This window comes from Delftia sp. GW456-R20 (assembly GCF_001622915.1).
GTDB lineage: Bacteria > Pseudomonadota > Gammaproteobacteria > Burkholderiales > Burkholderiaceae_C > Comamonas > Comamonas acidovorans.
Genome location: NZ_LWCN01000003.1, coordinates 731,081 through 746,568 on the forward strand (window position 1 = coordinate 731,081; position 15,488 = coordinate 746,568).

A 15,488-nucleotide genomic window follows, 5' to 3' on the forward strand; every position below is an offset into this window, starting at 1 on the left:
AACGAAGGCCTCAGATTACGGCCGTTGTCAGGCGGTTCGCAAACACTATGCTGGTCCCCTTTGCACCGGCAATCCCGGTCAGGCGCTTGCCCTGGGGTTCCACGACAGAGCCATCTGCCGTGCCCATGACATAGCCGTTGCTGGCCAGCCAGGCCACCACGGCAGATCCCCCGCCCGAGGCCTCGCCGGCCGTCTCCGCGTCCAGAGCCACCGCGCTGCCCGGTACCGGAGCCTTGCTGGTCTTGCGCACCAGCTGCAAGTCGGCTGGCGCCGCGCCCGCCAGGAACGCCACATGGTCCACTTGGCCGACCCACAGCCCGCCGTCCACAGGCTGCAGGAAGGTGATGCGCTGGGGCATCTGCACGAACCCATGGCGCGGGTCGTGGACGTGGTAGGCCAGGGCTTCCGAGAAGCGCAGCACATTGGCCCGCGCGCTCACCAGCCGGCCGCGCCAGTAGCCGAAGTGCGGCCCCGTGGGCATGGGCTCCATGTGTCGGAACTGCGCCCCCGCGCCCAGGGACGGCAGCAGTGCGATCGACACCTGCGCGAGTCCGATCGAATAGTCCTCTCCGCGCAGCAGCTCGCCGCCATCGGGCCGCGTCAGGTACAGCCGAGCGCCGGTCACGGTTGCGTCCATGCACAGCGGCAGGATCACATCGAGCGCCCCGCCCGGCCCGACCTTGCACTGGGTCATAGGCGACAGCGGCGATTCCATGGCTCCGCGCAGCCAGGCCACGGCCACGCCATAGGCCCCAGCCGCGAGCGAACCCGCGCCGGCAGTCACCATGGGCGCGGGCGGCGTATCCAGGGCGAATCGCTGCGCCGCCTGGCCGTCGAACTGGAAGATGCCGGCCGTGCCCGCCACCAGCACCAGGTTGTTCAGCACCAGGTGCTGGGCTGGGCCCGGACCAATCTCGGCCAGAGGTGCTGAGTCCCAGCTCGACGTGTCCACCTTCACCCACTGCCCGGCCTGCACCGCGAACACATCGCCATGCAGCGGGCTCTGCCAAAGGCTGTCCAGCGCCAGCCCGGACACCTTGCGCAGGCCAGGCCGCATGCTCGCGCGGCCGGTGTGGCTGATGGTCACGTTGACGGCCTCGCGCACATACACGCGCCGCTCAGCGCCTCCGACTTGTAGGGCATCGTCCCGGGCCGATGTGTTGTCGATGCCGGCCAGGGGATACAGGGGGAATGGTTTGACGTTCATATGTGGACTCCTTTTCGGAATTGGTCGCTGTTGCCGTCTGGCCGGATGTAGTGCACGCCAGGCCGCACGTTCGGCGTGCCTACCCGCGTGTCCACGAAGGCTGCGGGCTTGGTGAGCTGCCAGCCGATGGATTCTTCGCCCAGCCGGCGCACGCGCATGCGGTGCTTGAAGTTGCGCGGGTCGTAGTCGCAGATGAACGAGTCCCAGCCTTTGACCTGGATCTCGCGAACCTTGTGCGATACCCAGGCCTTGCCAATGCCCAGGGCATCGAATCCCACCTGCGGGTGCAGGTTGGGGGGACTGACGTAGAGGCCGGTTGGCATGTTGTTGCCCAGGTGGTCGGACGCCCCCATGCGCTCGGCCAGGTAGCCCTGGGGGCTCACAGTCCGGTGGCGGTGCGATACCTCGGTCACTCCGTAGCCTGCGGCTGCCAGGCCCACCGGCTTCAGCGTCTGCGGACCCACATAGGGCGGCCGCGTCACCTGGGCCGTGCCGAACCCGCTCCCCTCGAATGGCTGGTCCTGCTCCACCGTGATCGTATGCGGGAGCACGATGAAGCCCAGGCGCATCGAGGACCAGCCCGTGACCGAGATCTGCTGCAACCGATTGAAGACATTCGGCCGCCCGTAGGCCGTGCTGATGCTGCTGTTGTGGAAGCCCATCGGGTACAGAATGTTGCCGCGCTGCTGGGACACATTGGGCATGCCCAGCCGCGCGCCGTCATTGACCGGACGCAGCATGCCCTGACTGGTGAGGTGGTTGCGCATTGCCTGAGCTGGAGCCTCCATCACTGCATAGATGGTGTGCGGCGTTATGCGTGGCAGGCCCCAGGATTCCATGCCATTCGGCCCTTGGCCGTCCACGACCAGTTGGCCCATCGTCGGCACCTGGATGGTGCGGTCCTTGAGACTCACGAACGGTTCGCCCACGAGCAGATCCCAGTAACCGGGCTCCACGCGGATGGTGTTGGCCGTGACCACCGGCTGGCCGACAAAGCCAGGCCCAATGCCATAGTTGTTGGGCCTGTCCAGGTTGATATACCCCTTGAGGAGGTTGGGCGCCGCAACCTGCTCCGGCGGGATAGGAATGCCATATCCGTCCGACAACTCCTGCTGGCCGTTGGAGTTAGTCACGAACTTGCGCAAGTCGATGTATTGAGTTGTCACAGGGTCGATGCCGTACTTGCGCACCGTCAGCTTGTCCCCGATCCGCATCATGTTGAACCCGGGGACGATCACCTGCTGCTGCCTATCGGCGACGCGGGCCTTGCCGAACAGCGCCGTGTTCGCGCCGTCAGCGGCCACGGCGCGCCACTGGAGCCGCACCAGCGCACTGCCCCACTCGTCCATGGTCCCACCGCGCACGCGCAGCTCCGGCGTGCGGTTGCGCAGCTCCGGCATCCCGACGAAATCCCGGTGCGTCCACCGCGTGGTCACCATGTTCCGGTGCGATACCACGATGGGCAGCCCCAGCTTGCTTTGCCCGCGCACCGCCCCATCCATGCCGGGCACTTCGACATAGCGGGTGTGCAGCCGCAGGCTGGGCAGATCAATGCGCGGCGGCCCGATGGAGTAGCGGGATTCAAAGGTCAGCGTGCGGATGCGGAACGCCACCATGGGGAAGCCCATGGACTGCGAATCGAAACCCTGCGCGTTCCGGTACCGCCGCGTGTTGACCACCTGAGCGGCGCCGAAGCTCGTAGCCACAAGGCCGCGCGGCCGCAGCGGAAAGGCCTTGTTCCAGACGACCGCCCACCGTGGGATCAGCGGAGGCTCCAAGCCATCGAGGAACAGCGGGCGGATGCGGTGTGTCACGCTGCCCGTCTTCTGGTATTCGGGCAGTGCTGGCGCAGCGATCCCCGAAGGCTCCAGCAGCCGCGCCTTGTTCCAGACCACGGGGCGCCCGTACAGCGCCGTGTTCGTGCCGATCCCGCGCATGGTCTTGTTGCGGTTCTCGATCGCTGTCCAACCGCCCCACTTCGGCGGTGCCAGCCCGCCCTGCTGGTCCTCGAACTGCACGATGTACTGGCGCAGGTGCCACACGCGCGGCAGTCCCCAGCGGTCCTTGCTGTCCACCTCCGTCGTCATCCCCTCGGGCCGCAGGTGGCGCCGGTACAGGCCCACCGTAGCCAGACCATAGGCCGCGCCGAAGGTCTTGGGGAAAATCTCCTGAGCCTCGGGAATGATGCGCGTCAGCCAGCGCGTGGCCTCGAAGCCCTCCGGGCCGACATGCTGCGTGCCGCCCACACGCTGGCGCGACATTTCCACAAAGTCGATGCCACGCGGCTCAATGTAGCGGCGCCGGAACGACAGCCACGCATCACCGAAGGCCTCGCGGCTCCAGCCTGCAGGACCGATGCCGCGCAGCGTGTGCTCCACGCGCGGCGCACCGTAGGTGCCAGCGGCGATCCCAAACCCCTCCAGTGGCACCTTGCGCCAGCGGAAGTCCACACCAGGCTGGCCAACGCGCAGCGTCTCGAAGCCGCCGATGTCGAACGCGCGGCGGCGCAGCCACACCGTGGGCTCGGGCACTGGCGGCGCAGCGACGCCACTGGGCGCGAAGCTGGGCGTTCGCCACAGAACGGGCGATGGGATGGCCTCAAACGGCGACGGGATGCCCTTGGGGCTGATGCGCTTGAGCGGCCCGCCGATGTCGTGCGCACCAAACAGTGATGCATCGAACGCCTTGGGCGTGATGTTCGGCGACTTGTTCCTGATGGCGGCCAAGCCCATGCCTGGGGCAGCGATGGCCAGCGGCCCCAGCAAGCGCCGCACGTTTGCCAGCAGGGCCCAGGGGCTCGGCTCATGCGCATCGAAGCCTGGCACGTTGATCTTGAACGTGCGCAGGCGGATCGCCACGTCGCCAAAGACTGCAGACACCGGGGCCGAGATAGGCCACACCTTCTGCGCGCGGTCGCGAACCCGTGGGTAGCCGGTCGAGTAGGCATCGATGCCGGCCGGCCTCACCAGCTTGGTCTTGAAGTCCACCACGGGATAGCCCATGGCCGACGACAGCCAGCCCACGGGGTGCGGTGGGAACTGCACCAGGTGCGAACCCACCACCGTGCCGAGCATGCCAATCGGTCGCAGGATCTGTGGCGACACGGCCGGCCGAGGCACGTCGATCGGCTTGATCGCCTCCGGCCGCGCGTGTTGGTCAGCCCGCGTGTTCACCACCTTGACCGTGCCAAGCGCTGGTGGGGCCAGCCCAGCGGGCTTGATTTCCTTCAACCCGCCGATCACGTAGGCCGCGCCGAATCGCTCGCTGGCGAAGCTGTTCATCGGCACGTACTGGCGCCAGTTCCAGATCCGCAGCGTGCCGAAGGCCTGTGCATTGAACCCGCCAGGACGAATCGGCACCGCCGTGTTGCGCACGTTTGGCGCAGGCACTGCTGCCGACACCCAGCCGGCAGGCTTCACCACAGGCAGCGAGACCTGGCCGAATGCAGCGCTGTCCCAGCCCGTCAGCGATACCTGCTTTGCCTCCTGAGGCAGCGCCCATGCCGCGCTCAACGTGCCCTTGGCCGGCAGGTACTCGTCCTTGCCAACCCAAGTCGCATCAAGTCGCCACTGGGGCGGCGCATATTGCCAGTCGAGGAGGGTGTAGTGCTTCGACCCCGATGCGAAGGTGAAGATGCCGCCAGCGCCCTTGACCAGCTGCTGCTGGATCACCAACGGGTTGGGCACCTCGTGGATGCCGATACCCAGTGGCGCCACGTAGCGGTTGTGCGACCAGGTGCCGATGATCGAACCGAATGGCGCGCCGTAGGGTTCTGCTCCCTGCCATGAGACATTAAGCCGGTGCTGGGCGCCGACGTAGTCTCCAGGATGCAGGACGGATCTTGGCGCAGGCACGCCAGGCGCCATCACCGATGCTGCCGCGACGAACTGCTGCTTGATCGCACCCGCAGTGCCGAACGTGACCTTGGAACCGATACCGCGCGGATAGACCTCCATGTCGAGGCCCGCGCCCCAAGACACAGCCAGCGTGCCGATCACCGAGGGAGACGGCTTGGCGCCCTGCCAAGTGACGTTCAGCGTGCCATGCGGCACGGGGTAGGGATCGCCCAGCAGCACGCGCTGCGCCAACGGCGGCGGCACGTAGCCATCCACCAGGATCACGGGGGCTGATAGGGGCGGAGCCTTGTATGCCATGGGTGTCGTCAGCTCACGTCCGTGGGGAAAGCTTCCACGAACTGCGTGAAGTCCGAGACATAGCGCCCCACGCCTGCCGTCACGCGCGGCATGGCCACGCTACCGCGCCAGAAATCGGAAGATGTCTGATTGCCCAGCAGTCGCAGTCCGCTCTGGGCTGTGACATTCACAGTGTCATCAATAACGGCTACCAGCCGGCCCCCGATAAACAATCGCCCTATCGATCCCTTGCGCGAGTAGGCAATGTGCTGCCACTTCTTGAGCTTGATCGAATCAGCTGCCGATACTGCGACCGTCCCAACATTGTGAAAGCTCAGGAATCCATTCGGCCTCACGAAAAAACACCATCCCCCCGAGGAAGACCAGTTCCCCATTGGACTGTAGTAGTACCCGCTAGGCATAAGCGCAAGGTTGATGAAACACTCGACCGTGAAATCGTTCAGGCCGAAAGCCCACTTGGTGCTTGCAGGCGCCTCCATGAACCAGCCTGGATTTCCGTCAGGATTTTCAACTCGCCCCACCCCTTCAAATGGACCGTCACCCCATAGTGCCGCACCATTTGAAGCCCAAATCATTCCAGTGGTATCACTGAAAGAGCCATTCAAGTACAGCAGCGAGATCACTTTCGCATAGTCGGCATCGACTGCTGGCGGCGTCGTGTACGGTCCATGGGTAACCGGCGCGAAGCCATCCGACAGGTAGGTAAGCCCGACTTTTCGCGCGCGCGGAAGTCCCATGGACCAATCTCCATTGGCCGCGGCTGCTTTTTTATTAAGAATAGCCTGAGTTGCCCAGTCAAAAGCTGCGATGGAGCGGACGCCTGTACCTGAAACCGTGATCGCGTTACCTGCCAGGCTGCTGAAAAACCCTTCCATACATCACCCTATTGGCTCGGCTTCCACTTTTGAATAGAAAAGATCATTCAGCAACTCACCCGCCTCCGTATAAAACTGAACATCAAACGGACCTGCATTGTCCAAAAGAAGCGTGTAGTTCCCTGTGGAAGCATCAGAGTAAGTTTGCGCCATGAGTTCACCACTGGTCCGCTGAAATGCCCGAACCATCCTTTTCACAGGAAGATTTGCAACGTCACGAACCGTTCCGACTATACGGTGAGGTGTGGTGTCAATAAAAAGACACGATGCAGAATTTGCAGTGCTTGTTGTGAGCGCAAGGTTACGCAATGCGAGATTTTCGGCGGCATCCGTCACCATCTCTTTTCCAGAAAATTTTATCTTTGACAAAGACCTGTTCAGGGACGCCGAAAATCCATGAAATACATAAAAATATTCATCAATGGTGTTTGGCGGAATTACTATGTGATGTGCCGGGCTCAACCCTGCTGCAGCCACGCCTGAATTTGTTATCGTGTCCGTTGTAGAGTCAAAGTAGCTGATTAACGTATCGGAACTAGAAGCAATATAAATGATTGTTTTCCCGTCTGGATACCTCACAGCTCGATTCGTCCCATACGTTGAGTTGCCGCCTCGATGGGCTGTATTTGTGCTCACTGTTGTCCGCACTCCTGTCGCGGGATCGTATTTGGAGACACAATTTGTAGAATCATTAAATGCAACGAACTTACTACTGTCGTGAGAAAAGCATCCTTGATATATGCTTCCAGAATTGGTGGTGGCGTTTACATAGCTCCAATCCGATGTCTTGTATATTCTTAAATATGGATTTGTGCTATGAATCACTGCCATATACTTACCATCGGGAGAAAAATCTATGTAGTAAGCAGTTCCTAGGCCAGTGGTATTGACTGTTTGCAGCGTACCAGCCTTATTAAATACATATAGATATGGCGATGCCCCGCAAATGGCATAGAACTCATTACTCACTGCACCGTGAGATATTGATCCTGCGAAGACTACCGACGAAGTGGTATAGGATGCTAGGTTTCTTGCATCTGGATATATCCAGTAGTTATTGGAACTCGTTTGAGACAAGCCCAAGGCATAAGTTCTATCAGGCGATAGAATCAACCCGTTTCCACCGCTTGCAGAACTAAGTAAAGCCAATGGAAAAGAATCATCCCTAGTTACAGGCAGTCCCTGACGGACTTTTAGCGCACGAATAGGCGTTGCTTCGCCATTAAAGAACCCAAGCAATCGTTTAGGCATTTGCCACCTCTCCCATTGGAGTTTCATTGGGCCAATAGCCCTTCGCCGCGTGCCATGCCGCGTACTGGTCGAACAGATCCTGGCCCGCGCCCCTGGCACGCACAAATTTGCCGGCGTGGCCCTCGGCGCTGTAGTCGGGTCGGGTGCGGTCAGGGCGCTCCGTTTCCTCGGCGAACATCTGGAAGGGAGGCAGTTGAACCAGACGCCCCCAATCGAACGCTGGAGGCTCGTTCATGGTGATTGGCACCGAAGCGATGCCTTGAACGCTCGCCACCTGAGTCGGCGGCTTGGTGGTGGACGCAGGTGTGGTCATAGGCTCATGCTCCCTTCCAATGAAAAAGGCGCGAAGCCCTATGCGGGGTCCGCGCCTCTCGGTTTCCTGCCAGGTCAGACCTTGAAAATCTTGTTCACGCCGTTGTCCCAGGTGACGATGATGTCGCCGCCGTTGGGGGTGATGGGCAGGCCTGTGGCGGTGTCGATGAACGCGATGAGCGGGCTGGTGGCCTCGGTCGCCGTGTCCGAATAGATCACGATGGCCTCGATGGACGGCCCGGACACGCTGGTGAAGGTCACGTCTGCCGCGTCAGCCGCGCCGCCCGTGGTGGTCTTGCTGGTCAGCGTGACCGGGCCGGCGATGCGCGAGGAAATCGGGATGTCGGCCAGGTACTGGTGGACGGCAGTTTGCGGCGTGTAGGCGCCGGTATCGACCAGGATCACCTTGATGGTGTCCGTCATCCAGTTCAGCTGGGCCTCCAGGAAGCGCTGGCGCGCTGCGTCATACAGGGTATTGGCCATGAGAGTGCTCCTTGCCCGTGCTGGGCGAAGAAGCGCACTCATGCGCGCTGGGATTGTTGAGGGGGTGGACGATGGGAACCTGCGCTGGCGCCTCGATCACGATGCGCGCGCGGCGGCCGGACTTCTCGACCAGGGTGATGCGCGCGGCGCCGATGAGGGCCGAGTCGCCCGCGCTCAGCTCGATAGTGCGTCTGCTCACGGCAGGTACCCCCTGATGTAGTGCTGCACGTCCTCGCGTGTCTGGCGCCGCATGTCGCTGTCGGGCAGCGGGCCAAAGTAGGCTGTGAAAGCGCGCTCGGCCAGCATCGAGCGGTCGAGGTCGAACAGTTGGCTGTCCGGCACGCTGAAGGCCTTGTGCAAGACCCACTGGATCAGGTGCTCATGGTGGGCTTCATGGATTTCGGGAGCGGGCCATACCGCGTCTGGATCGTCGGGCGCTATTGGGGCGGCCAGCGGCGCGAGCGGCAGGCGGTATGCCTCCAGATGCAGGGTTTCGCCGTCCTCGACCTTGCCCACCATGCGCAGGCCGGTGTCGGTCTGGACGGCGATGCAGCAGGGGCGCGGATCGTCGCGCCAGCCAGGCAGCTCTGCCTCCAGCCACTCGCGCGACTTGATCGTGACGGGGCGCACCGCGCCCGCGGCGGGCTTGATGCGCAGGTCAATCAGCTCGTAGAGCGAGCGGTGCAGCGGATAGGAAACCTTCGTAGCCGCCAGAGCGATCTGGCACAGCGCCGGGTCGCTCTCAGCCACCAGCAGGCGGCCACGCACGCAGGCCTGGGCCTGGGCGTCGTTGAGCCAGTCAATCACGTCCGCATTCTCGACGCGATACGGCTCCGCCACGTCCTTGGCCAACACCCGGAAGCGGCGGATCAGGTCAGCCAGGTTCATGCGGGCATCCCGTACTGGTCGATGAAGCCCTTTGCCATGTCGCGGGCCTTCGCCGCGCTCAGGTTGGCGGGAATCTTCTGCTTGTAGTGCTGGTCGGCCCAGCTGATGACCGCGCTGCGGTCCATGCTCTCCAGCGATTCCAGCAGCGCAAAGCGCGCGTCGGCCTGCTCGCGCTGCACGTCCAGCTCCTTGGCCTGGGCAGCCAGCATGGCGGCCGTGTCGGCGTCGGGCTGGGCCTGGGCGCCCTGCTCCTGGGCTGGCTGCGCGGGCTGGGTAGGCTCGGCGGCGCTGGGCGCCTCGGGCTCGCCTTCCTTGAACACGTCCGAATGACGCAGGAAGCGCTGCGCCAGAGTCACGGGCACCAGACGAGTCTGGCCTGGCGTGAAGGTCAGGCCAGAGCTGTAGATGCGGTCCAAAAATGGGTTGTCGGTGCCCGTATAAGTCACCGCAACGGCTGGGAGATTGGTCATTTGGTGTTCCTGGAAGTGGAGCCAAGGGCGAGCCGAAGCCCGCCCCGCCCTGACAGCGCTTAGTTCGGGCCCAGGCGCTCGCCGTGGACGATCACGTCAATGCGCGCGGCCTTGGCGTTGGCTGCGCCCGCCTGCGTCCAGACCAGGAATGCCTCCTTGGCCAAGCGCACGGGCGCCTTGCTGCTGGCGGTGCGGATGCGCGCGGGCGTCGCCGCGTCCAGGCCGGCGCCGAAGTAGGCGGCGTCCTGGGGCACTGCCTGGCTGTCCACTCCATCGACGTAGATGAAGCCCAGCGAGCCGGTGGCGCCCGCGCTCATGCCCGTGGACACGACCACCTGGGCGTCTTCCAGCAGGAAGCCCTCGGGCAGCTTCTCCAACACCACCACGTCGCCCACGGCGATGGCCGTCCGGGAATCGGAGTTGATGATGGCGCCGGCCGCGTTGGCGGCCAGGATGGTGCGCAGGGTGGTGAGGTTGCCGTAGGGCGTGAAGCCGCCGAACTGCTTCTCACCGATGAAACTTTTCTTGATGGTTGCCATGCTGGCCTCCGAAGGAATGGGGTAGAGAGACAAGGCCGGCCATCTGCGGGCCGGCCTTGGGTCAGGTCGTCAGCCGCGCGGCTTCATGATGGGCACAGCGGTGTCCAGGACGGTCACGCCGTGGTCGGTCAGCTCTTCGTGGTCGCCGTGATCCACCATGAAGCGGATCTTCGAGGCGCCCCAGATGGCGCCGATCAGCATTTCCATCTTGTCGCCGTGATCTCCTGGTTCTTCGCTCCAGAAGAAGGGGATGCCCGAATGCTCGGAGGCACCGAAGGCCATGGCCAGCGCTTGGCCGCCCAGCAGGAGGCCACGATCCACCGCCCACTTGTCGCCAAAGGAAGCGGGCACGCGGCACACCGACTCGTCTTCCTTGTCGTAGGCCGCGCAGTAGCGGATTTCGTCGCCAGCGTAGAAGCGGATGGCCTTCGGGTTCTTGAGGATCAGGATGCCGTTCCAGAGGCCGGCATCGCCGAGGAACAGCGGATGATCCTTTGCCAGCCGGGCACGAGCATGGGCGTTTGCCTGGAATGAACGGAAAGCCGGGTGCGTCGAGAAGCCGCTGTACTGCGCGGGCGTGGCCAGGAGCACGCGGATGGGGCTGTCCGTCGCCGCTTGGTCGTTGTCGAACTCCACCGGAGGGGGAGGCAGTGGGACGTTGTCGCCCCACATGCGCACCGAGTCCAGCACTTCCATGCTGAGCGTGTCGGTGGTGGCGATGACAAGCTCGCCCGAATTCACCTTCACCTCGGCAATGGTGCCCGCGCCGGCCACCAGATGGCGGTTCCTGGTGGGCGCCTTCACGCGGTTCACCATGATCTTGTTGTAATCAGGGTGCGTGTTCACAGGCACGGACCACTCGATGCGGTGATCCTGGAAGCCGCGCGCGCCGGACAGGTGAACCAGGATGGACTGGTCCATGTACTGGTTCATCAGCTTCTGCGCCTTCGGCCGGGCCATGCGGCGCTGGTCGAAGGGCGTGCGGAAGGTCGTCATGGTGTTGCCCATGTCGATGGGGAAGCGCGCCTGGTTGATGCGCAGCTTGTCCTCGCTGTACGACATGCCGATGCCCTTGCCCTCGGCGTAGTCGCTGCCCATGACGGGGTAGCCGCCGATGGGGTTGTCCAGGTGGAAGGTGATTTCGTCACCCTTGAATTTCGTCAGGTTCTGGGCCTGCACGATGGGCATGCTCGTCTTGGACTGGTTGCCTTTGGCTGCCGCGACGGCTGCACCCACCTGGGGCATGGCGCCCGTCAGGTGGCGCATCTGCGTGTTGCGCTGGCTGCAGGTGTTGAACACACCCACGGCCTGATGGATCATGTTGCCCGCCTGACCCGCAGGCGTGTTGGTCTTGCTCTCGCTCATGGCGATGACTCCTTAGATTCGACGGTCGAGCCATGCCTCGATCTGCGCGGGCGACATGCCTTGTGTCGCCGCGAGCATTTCGGGGCCGGACATATCCGCCGTGCGGTCCAGGCCGTTGGCAGCCTCGCCGCGAGCGCCGGGGATGCCGGACAAGCTCACGGGGGGGTCTACTTCGGTCTTGGCTTTCGCCACGGCGGCGCTGGCAGCGGCCTTGGGGTCGGCAGCTGCGGTGGTGGTGGGCTTCGGCGTGGTCGCCGCCTTGAAGGCGTCGAACACCTCCACGATTTCTTGGGCCGTGCCGCCTGTCTTGGCGTCGAAGAGACCCCAATAGGCGTTGCGCACTGCACTGGGCTGGGCGTTCACCCAGGCCTCGAACTCGCTGCTTTGGGCAATCGAATCCGCGTCCGGGTGCTTGGTGTAGATGGCGTCGTAGTGCGCTTGCGCCTCGTCCTTCGCCTGCTTGGTGGCCATGGGTGCCAGCGCGGCAGCTACCCGCGCCTCCACCTGCTGGGCCACCAGCTTCTCGATGCCCTTGGCAAGCGCTTCCTCCGAGAAGTCGCCAAACAGGCTCGCGTCCGTGCCGGCCTCGATGGCAGCCTCTGCAGTGGCCACCATGTTGTCGGTCTTGGTCGCGGGCTTGCCGGCGTCTGCTCGGGCCTGCGCCTGGGACTGCAGGGCTGCCAGCTGCTGCTCGGCCGCCTCCGCCTTCTCTTTCCAGTGCTTCTCGCCGTTGCGGGCGTCCACCAGCTTCTGGTAGTCGATGGTGTGTTTGCCATCGCGCGCCAGCACCACGGATTTGGCGGGGTCTTCCGCGTCGGTCGTGGCGCCAGCTTCCTTGCCGGCTTCGGCGCCCGCGGCGGGCGTGCCGTTGTTGTCGCCATCGGCGGGCGCGTTGTCGTCCTTCGCAGGGGTGGCGCCGGGCTCGCCACCGTTGTCCGGCTGGTTGCCGGTATCGCCCTCGCCGCTGGCCAGCGCCAGCAGTGCCTGCTCAGGCGTCAGTGCGCCGTCGATGTTTGAATAGTCGAAGTCCATTTCGATGTCGTCCTGCTTTCCCGCCACATGTCGCCGTGGCCGCAAGGGGCAGCAATCCGGTGCGTGCCTTTGGGGCGCGCTCCATCTGCTCACATTTCCGAAGCGCAAAAGCGCCATCGGGACTCGCATCGCGGCATGCGCGGTGCTTGATTCGCAGTGTTGAGAGGAACGAGAAATTCCCTAAGCCCTATACCGGGCAGGCGTGAAAAAGCCGCCTCGGTGGGCGGCCTGTGTTGGGGGTGGCGCTGGGCCTACGGCATGGCCACGTCGATGTCACTACCGTTCGGCTTAGGCCACTGCGCGGCGTTGGCCATGCTCTTGTCGATCACCACCAGAGCCTCGCCCGTGGGGTCGTTGGTCAGGGCCACCGCGCCCACCACGTCGCCCGGTCGGGCGGGCTTCACGTCCAGAAACTGGATGTGCTCGCCCTGCCCCACGCGAGCCGTGGACACGATGTCATCGGCCTGCAGCCGGATGGTGGTGCCGGCCTTGTGCTCGCCGCGCAGCAGGACGGCGTGGCTGTATTGGGCGATGGTCTGGCGGGTGGGCCATGCGGTCTTGGTGCTCATGCTCATGCTCCTTGAAGGTTGTCGGAGGTGGTTGCAGTCTCGATGCCGTCCTGGCCGGTTTCGGGCTGCCGGGCCACGGGTGGAAAGTTCGGGCTGGTATTGGTCCGCACGGGTGCCGCCGCTTCTGCCTCGGCCTGAGCCAGCGCCTCGGCCTCGGGATCAACCGCCGCGCCCACGGCGCCCTGGCCCTGGATGTACGGGTCTTTGATGTTCATGGCCGCCGTCTGCGTGGGCGTGGGGAAATTCGGGTCATCGCCGCCCGGGTTGGGTTTCTGGTAGCCCTGCCCCTGCATGATCGCGTCGGCGATGGGCGCAACCATGGGCATCTGGGCGATCTGGGCCGCGCCCTGCATGGCGCTGAATGCGGCCTGCACGCCGGTCTGCACTGCCTGAGCCATCAGCTGCTTGACCTGCGCCTCGGTCAGCCGCTCCTTCATGTCCAGCTCGCGCGCCTTCAGCTCGTTGCCCGCATCCTTCAGCGCCTGGGCCACGGCTTCCTGGATGCGCTTCTCCACCTGCTCGGGCGTCTCCTGGGCGCCGGCCTGCTGCAGCGCCTCCACCAGCTCGCGCTTGAATGGCACGTCCATCAGCGAAGCCATGAGCGGCATCACCACGGCCTGGAACTGCGGCGGCATGGACTTGGCCACCTCGGACATCATGTTGAGCTGCTGGCCGCGATAGGTCGGGCTGCTCGGCACGTCCTCCAGCCCCACCATCAGGCGCGTGCGCTGCAGGTCGTTGGACAGGTAGGGGTAGCCTGCCTCGTCTTCCTCGGGGTGATTGATGACGATTGTGCGCTCGGGGCGGATCGCGTCGCCCTCGATCACCACGGTGGTCTCGGTCTTGCCCATGTCCTGCACGATCATGGCCATCAGCATCTCGCCCACCATGGTGCGACCGCGCTTGAAGTTCCCCATCATGTGGGCGAGCGACTGATTGGCCTGCTCCACCTGTGTCCTCTCCTGCACGCCGCTGGTGGCTGTGCCGCGCCGGCCGCTGAAAGCGCCCGCAGCTGCCGGGTTGACGCGCTCGATGGCCTGCCGGGCGTTTGCGAGCATGTCCAGCTGCTGGGCGTTCATCTGGAAGTCGCGATCCACCTTGAACACTGCGCCCTCCTGGGCCATGGCCGCCGCGTCGAGCACGATGTCAGCATCCAAGCGGCCTACCGTGCGGCGAAATTGGTCGTCGGTCATTGCCACTGCGCCCTTGGTGCGGGTCACGCGGTAGGCGCTCATACCCCAGCGCAGGCGGGCATTGCCGGCATTGAGCGTGTCCTGCTGGTCCAGCATGTTGCGGATGTAGCCGAAGGGTGCGCGAGTGCTTTCCTCGCGGAAGCCCCAGAACGGGGCATAGGGAAAGTAGCGGTGCGAATAAGGCGTAGGGCCGTCGAACAGGCGGTGCGGGCCCAGCCAGTAGCTGCGACGCACGCGGGCCACCACGGCGCGGCGGTACTGAACCAGGTCGTTGGCCACCGCATGGACATGGGCGGGGTTCCTGTCGTCGTACTCCACCACGCGGCCGTCTGGGCTCTTGAGCACCACAACATCCACCCAGCGGCGGTACCACATCTCGGTGGCGCACACCTCCTTGTTGTAGGGGTTGTGCCAGCGGTCCTCATGGATGGTCCATTCACGGGCCACGTCGAAGGCGCGATTGAGGCCCGTGCTCTGTCCGCCGAAATCCTCTCCGCTATACAGGGTCCACCAGCCAGTACCGGCCTTGCCGAACATGCGGATGAGTTCCGTGTGCTGGGGGAACACGCGGGCCAAGCGACTGGCGTGCATCCAACGCTGGCGGCGCAGCCATCGAGCGTCCGTCATGTCGTCGCGCTCACTGGCCCAGTCCCAGTGGATTTCGTTGCGGCTGATAGGCAGGCACTGGTAGGGATAGGCAAACGGGTCGTCGGCCTTGCTGACCTCCACAAAGCCCAGGCCCACGCCGATCTGCGGGTAGAAGGCCTTGCCGCACGCGTCGTCCGCCTTGCTTTGGCGCTCTGCCTCGTTCAGCTTGAAGCTGATGGCGTCGGCCACGTCCTGGCCGCCCGGCTGCCCGTTGGCCGTGACGCGCCAGTCTGTGCGGGTGGCTTCCTCGTAGCCCCGGATGCCCTCCAGGGCCGCGCCGATCAGGTTCTCCTTGGACACGGGGATGCCCTGCTGGCGCTGTGCCTCGATCAGCTCGGTCTTGAGCTGGTTGCCCTCGGCGTAGTCCATCTCCTTGTCAGCGATGGGGCGCCACTCGCGTGGCTGGTGATCGATTTCCTCGTGAATCTCGCGGTACTCGTCCACGGTCAGGGCGCCATCAGGGGTATCAACCGGGTCGATGTAGGTGTTGTCGTCAAGCATG

14 protein-coding genes are annotated in these 15,488 nt (G+C 64.2%); all 14 read right to left on the reverse strand.

Annotated elements, in window-relative coordinates; genetic code table 11:
* Window positions 1-10 precede the first annotated feature (10 nt).
* The 14 genes from A4F85_RS04595 to A4F85_RS04655 all read right to left on the reverse strand — a co-directional run bounded on the left by A4F85_RS04595 (window position 11) and on the right by A4F85_RS04655 (window position 15,487).
* On the reverse strand, window positions 11-1,207 hold the full coding sequence (locus tag A4F85_RS04595) for a hypothetical protein (protein WP_063325786.1): 1,197 nt from the start codon (window positions 1,205-1,207) through the stop codon (window positions 11-13).
* Window positions 1,204-5,328: a hypothetical protein gene (locus A4F85_RS04600; protein WP_063325787.1), complete on the reverse strand. Its 4,125-nt coding sequence runs from the start codon at window positions 5,326-5,328 to the stop codon at window positions 1,204-1,206. The genes A4F85_RS04595 and A4F85_RS04600 overlap by 4 nt, the downstream gene beginning before the upstream one ends.
* A gap of 41 nt (window positions 5,329-5,369) precedes the next feature.
* Window positions 5,370-6,236 (reverse strand): LamG-like jellyroll fold domain-containing protein, encoded by an 867-nt coding sequence (locus A4F85_RS29250; protein ID WP_082848107.1) that lies wholly within the window; start codon window positions 6,234-6,236, stop codon window positions 5,370-5,372.
* 3 nt (window positions 6,237-6,239) lie between these two features.
* Window positions 6,240-7,487 carry a YncE family protein gene (locus A4F85_RS30275; protein ID WP_156516933.1) on the reverse strand — a complete coding sequence of 416 codons (1,248 nt, stop codon included), beginning with the start codon at window positions 7,485-7,487 and terminating at the stop codon, window positions 6,240-6,242.
* Window positions 7,480-7,800, reverse strand: coding sequence for a hypothetical protein (locus A4F85_RS04610; RefSeq protein WP_063325789.1), 321 nt, complete (start codon window positions 7,798-7,800; stop codon window positions 7,480-7,482). The genes A4F85_RS30275 and A4F85_RS04610 overlap by 8 nt, the downstream gene beginning before the upstream one ends.
* Window positions 7,801-7,874: 74 nt before the next feature.
* The gene (locus A4F85_RS04615; protein WP_063325790.1) at window positions 7,875-8,282 is read right to left on the reverse strand and encodes a hypothetical protein; all 408 of its coding nucleotides are present in this window, start codon (window positions 8,280-8,282) and stop codon (window positions 7,875-7,877) included.
* Complete coding sequence (locus A4F85_RS30280) at window positions 8,263-8,481, reverse strand: hypothetical protein (protein ID WP_156516934.1); 219 nt, start codon at window positions 8,479-8,481, stop codon at window positions 8,263-8,265. Before A4F85_RS30280 ends, A4F85_RS04615 begins: the two co-directional genes overlap by 20 nt.
* Window positions 8,478-9,170: a phage adaptor protein gene (locus A4F85_RS04625; RefSeq protein ID WP_063325792.1), complete on the reverse strand. Its 693-nt coding sequence runs from the start codon at window positions 9,168-9,170 to the stop codon at window positions 8,478-8,480. Before A4F85_RS04625 ends, A4F85_RS30280 begins: the two co-directional genes overlap by 4 nt.
* Window positions 9,167-9,640 (reverse strand): hypothetical protein, encoded by a 474-nt coding sequence (locus tag A4F85_RS04630; protein ID WP_156516935.1) that lies wholly within the window; start codon window positions 9,638-9,640, stop codon window positions 9,167-9,169. Before A4F85_RS04630 ends, A4F85_RS04625 begins: the two co-directional genes overlap by 4 nt.
* A 59-nt stretch (window positions 9,641-9,699) precedes the next feature.
* The gene (locus A4F85_RS04635; RefSeq protein WP_063325794.1) at window positions 9,700-10,179 is read right to left on the reverse strand and encodes a hypothetical protein; all 480 of its coding nucleotides are present in this window, start codon (window positions 10,177-10,179) and stop codon (window positions 9,700-9,702) included.
* A gap of 69 nt (window positions 10,180-10,248) precedes the next feature.
* Window positions 10,249-11,544, reverse strand: a complete 1,296-nt coding sequence (locus tag A4F85_RS04640) for a phage capsid family protein (protein WP_063325795.1) — start codon at window positions 11,542-11,544, stop codon at window positions 10,249-10,251.
* 12 nt (window positions 11,545-11,556) lie between these two features.
* Window positions 11,557-12,603: a hypothetical protein gene (locus A4F85_RS04645; protein ID WP_231890442.1), complete on the reverse strand. Its 1,047-nt coding sequence runs from the start codon at window positions 12,601-12,603 to the stop codon at window positions 11,557-11,559.
* Between the two features lie 224 nt (window positions 12,604-12,827).
* Window positions 12,828-13,145, reverse strand: a complete 318-nt coding sequence (locus A4F85_RS04650; RefSeq protein ID WP_063325796.1) for a hypothetical protein — start codon at window positions 13,143-13,145, stop codon at window positions 12,828-12,830.
* 2 nt (window positions 13,146-13,147) lie between these two features.
* Window positions 13,148-15,487 carry a portal protein gene (locus tag A4F85_RS04655; RefSeq protein ID WP_063325797.1) on the reverse strand — a complete coding sequence of 780 codons (2,340 nt, stop codon included), beginning with the start codon at window positions 15,485-15,487 and terminating at the stop codon, window positions 13,148-13,150.
* Between the last annotated feature and the right edge of the window lies 1 nt (window position 15,488).

What these genes read in the sequence shown, in the direction of transcription:
- A4F85_RS04595 (WP_063325786.1), bottom strand. Translation starts at nt 1,207, where the DNA reads ATGAACGTCAAACCATTCCCCCTGTATCCCCTGGCCGGCATCGACAAC.
- A4F85_RS29250 (WP_082848107.1), bottom strand. Translation starts at nt 6,236, where the DNA reads ATGGAAGGGTTTTTCAGCAGCCTGGCAGGTAACGCGATCACGGTTTCA.
- A4F85_RS30275 (WP_156516933.1), bottom strand. Translation starts at nt 7,487, where the DNA reads ATGCCTAAACGATTGCTTGGGTTCTTTAATGGCGAAGCAACGCCTATT.
- A4F85_RS04610 (WP_063325789.1), bottom strand. Translation starts at nt 7,800, where the DNA reads ATGACCACACCTGCGTCCACCACCAAGCCGCCGACTCAGGTGGCGAGC.
- A4F85_RS04615 (WP_063325790.1), bottom strand. Translation starts at nt 8,282, where the DNA reads ATGGCCAATACCCTGTATGACGCAGCGCGCCAGCGCTTCCTGGAGGCC.
- A4F85_RS04625 (WP_063325792.1), bottom strand. Translation starts at nt 9,170, where the DNA reads ATGAACCTGGCTGACCTGATCCGCCGCTTCCGGGTGTTGGCCAAGGAC.
- A4F85_RS04630 (WP_156516935.1), bottom strand. Translation starts at nt 9,640, where the DNA reads ATGACCAATCTCCCAGCCGTTGCGGTGACTTATACGGGCACCGACAAC.
- A4F85_RS04635 (WP_063325794.1), bottom strand. Translation starts at nt 10,179, where the DNA reads ATGGCAACCATCAAGAAAAGTTTCATCGGTGAGAAGCAGTTCGGCGGC.
- A4F85_RS04640 (WP_063325795.1), bottom strand. Translation starts at nt 11,544, where the DNA reads ATGAGCGAGAGCAAGACCAACACGCCTGCGGGTCAGGCGGGCAACATG.
- A4F85_RS04650 (WP_063325796.1), bottom strand. Translation starts at nt 13,145, where the DNA reads ATGAGCACCAAGACCGCATGGCCCACCCGCCAGACCATCGCCCAATAC.
- A4F85_RS04655 (WP_063325797.1), bottom strand. Translation starts at nt 15,487, where the DNA reads ATGCTTGACGACAACACCTACATCGACCCGGTTGATACCCCTGATGGC.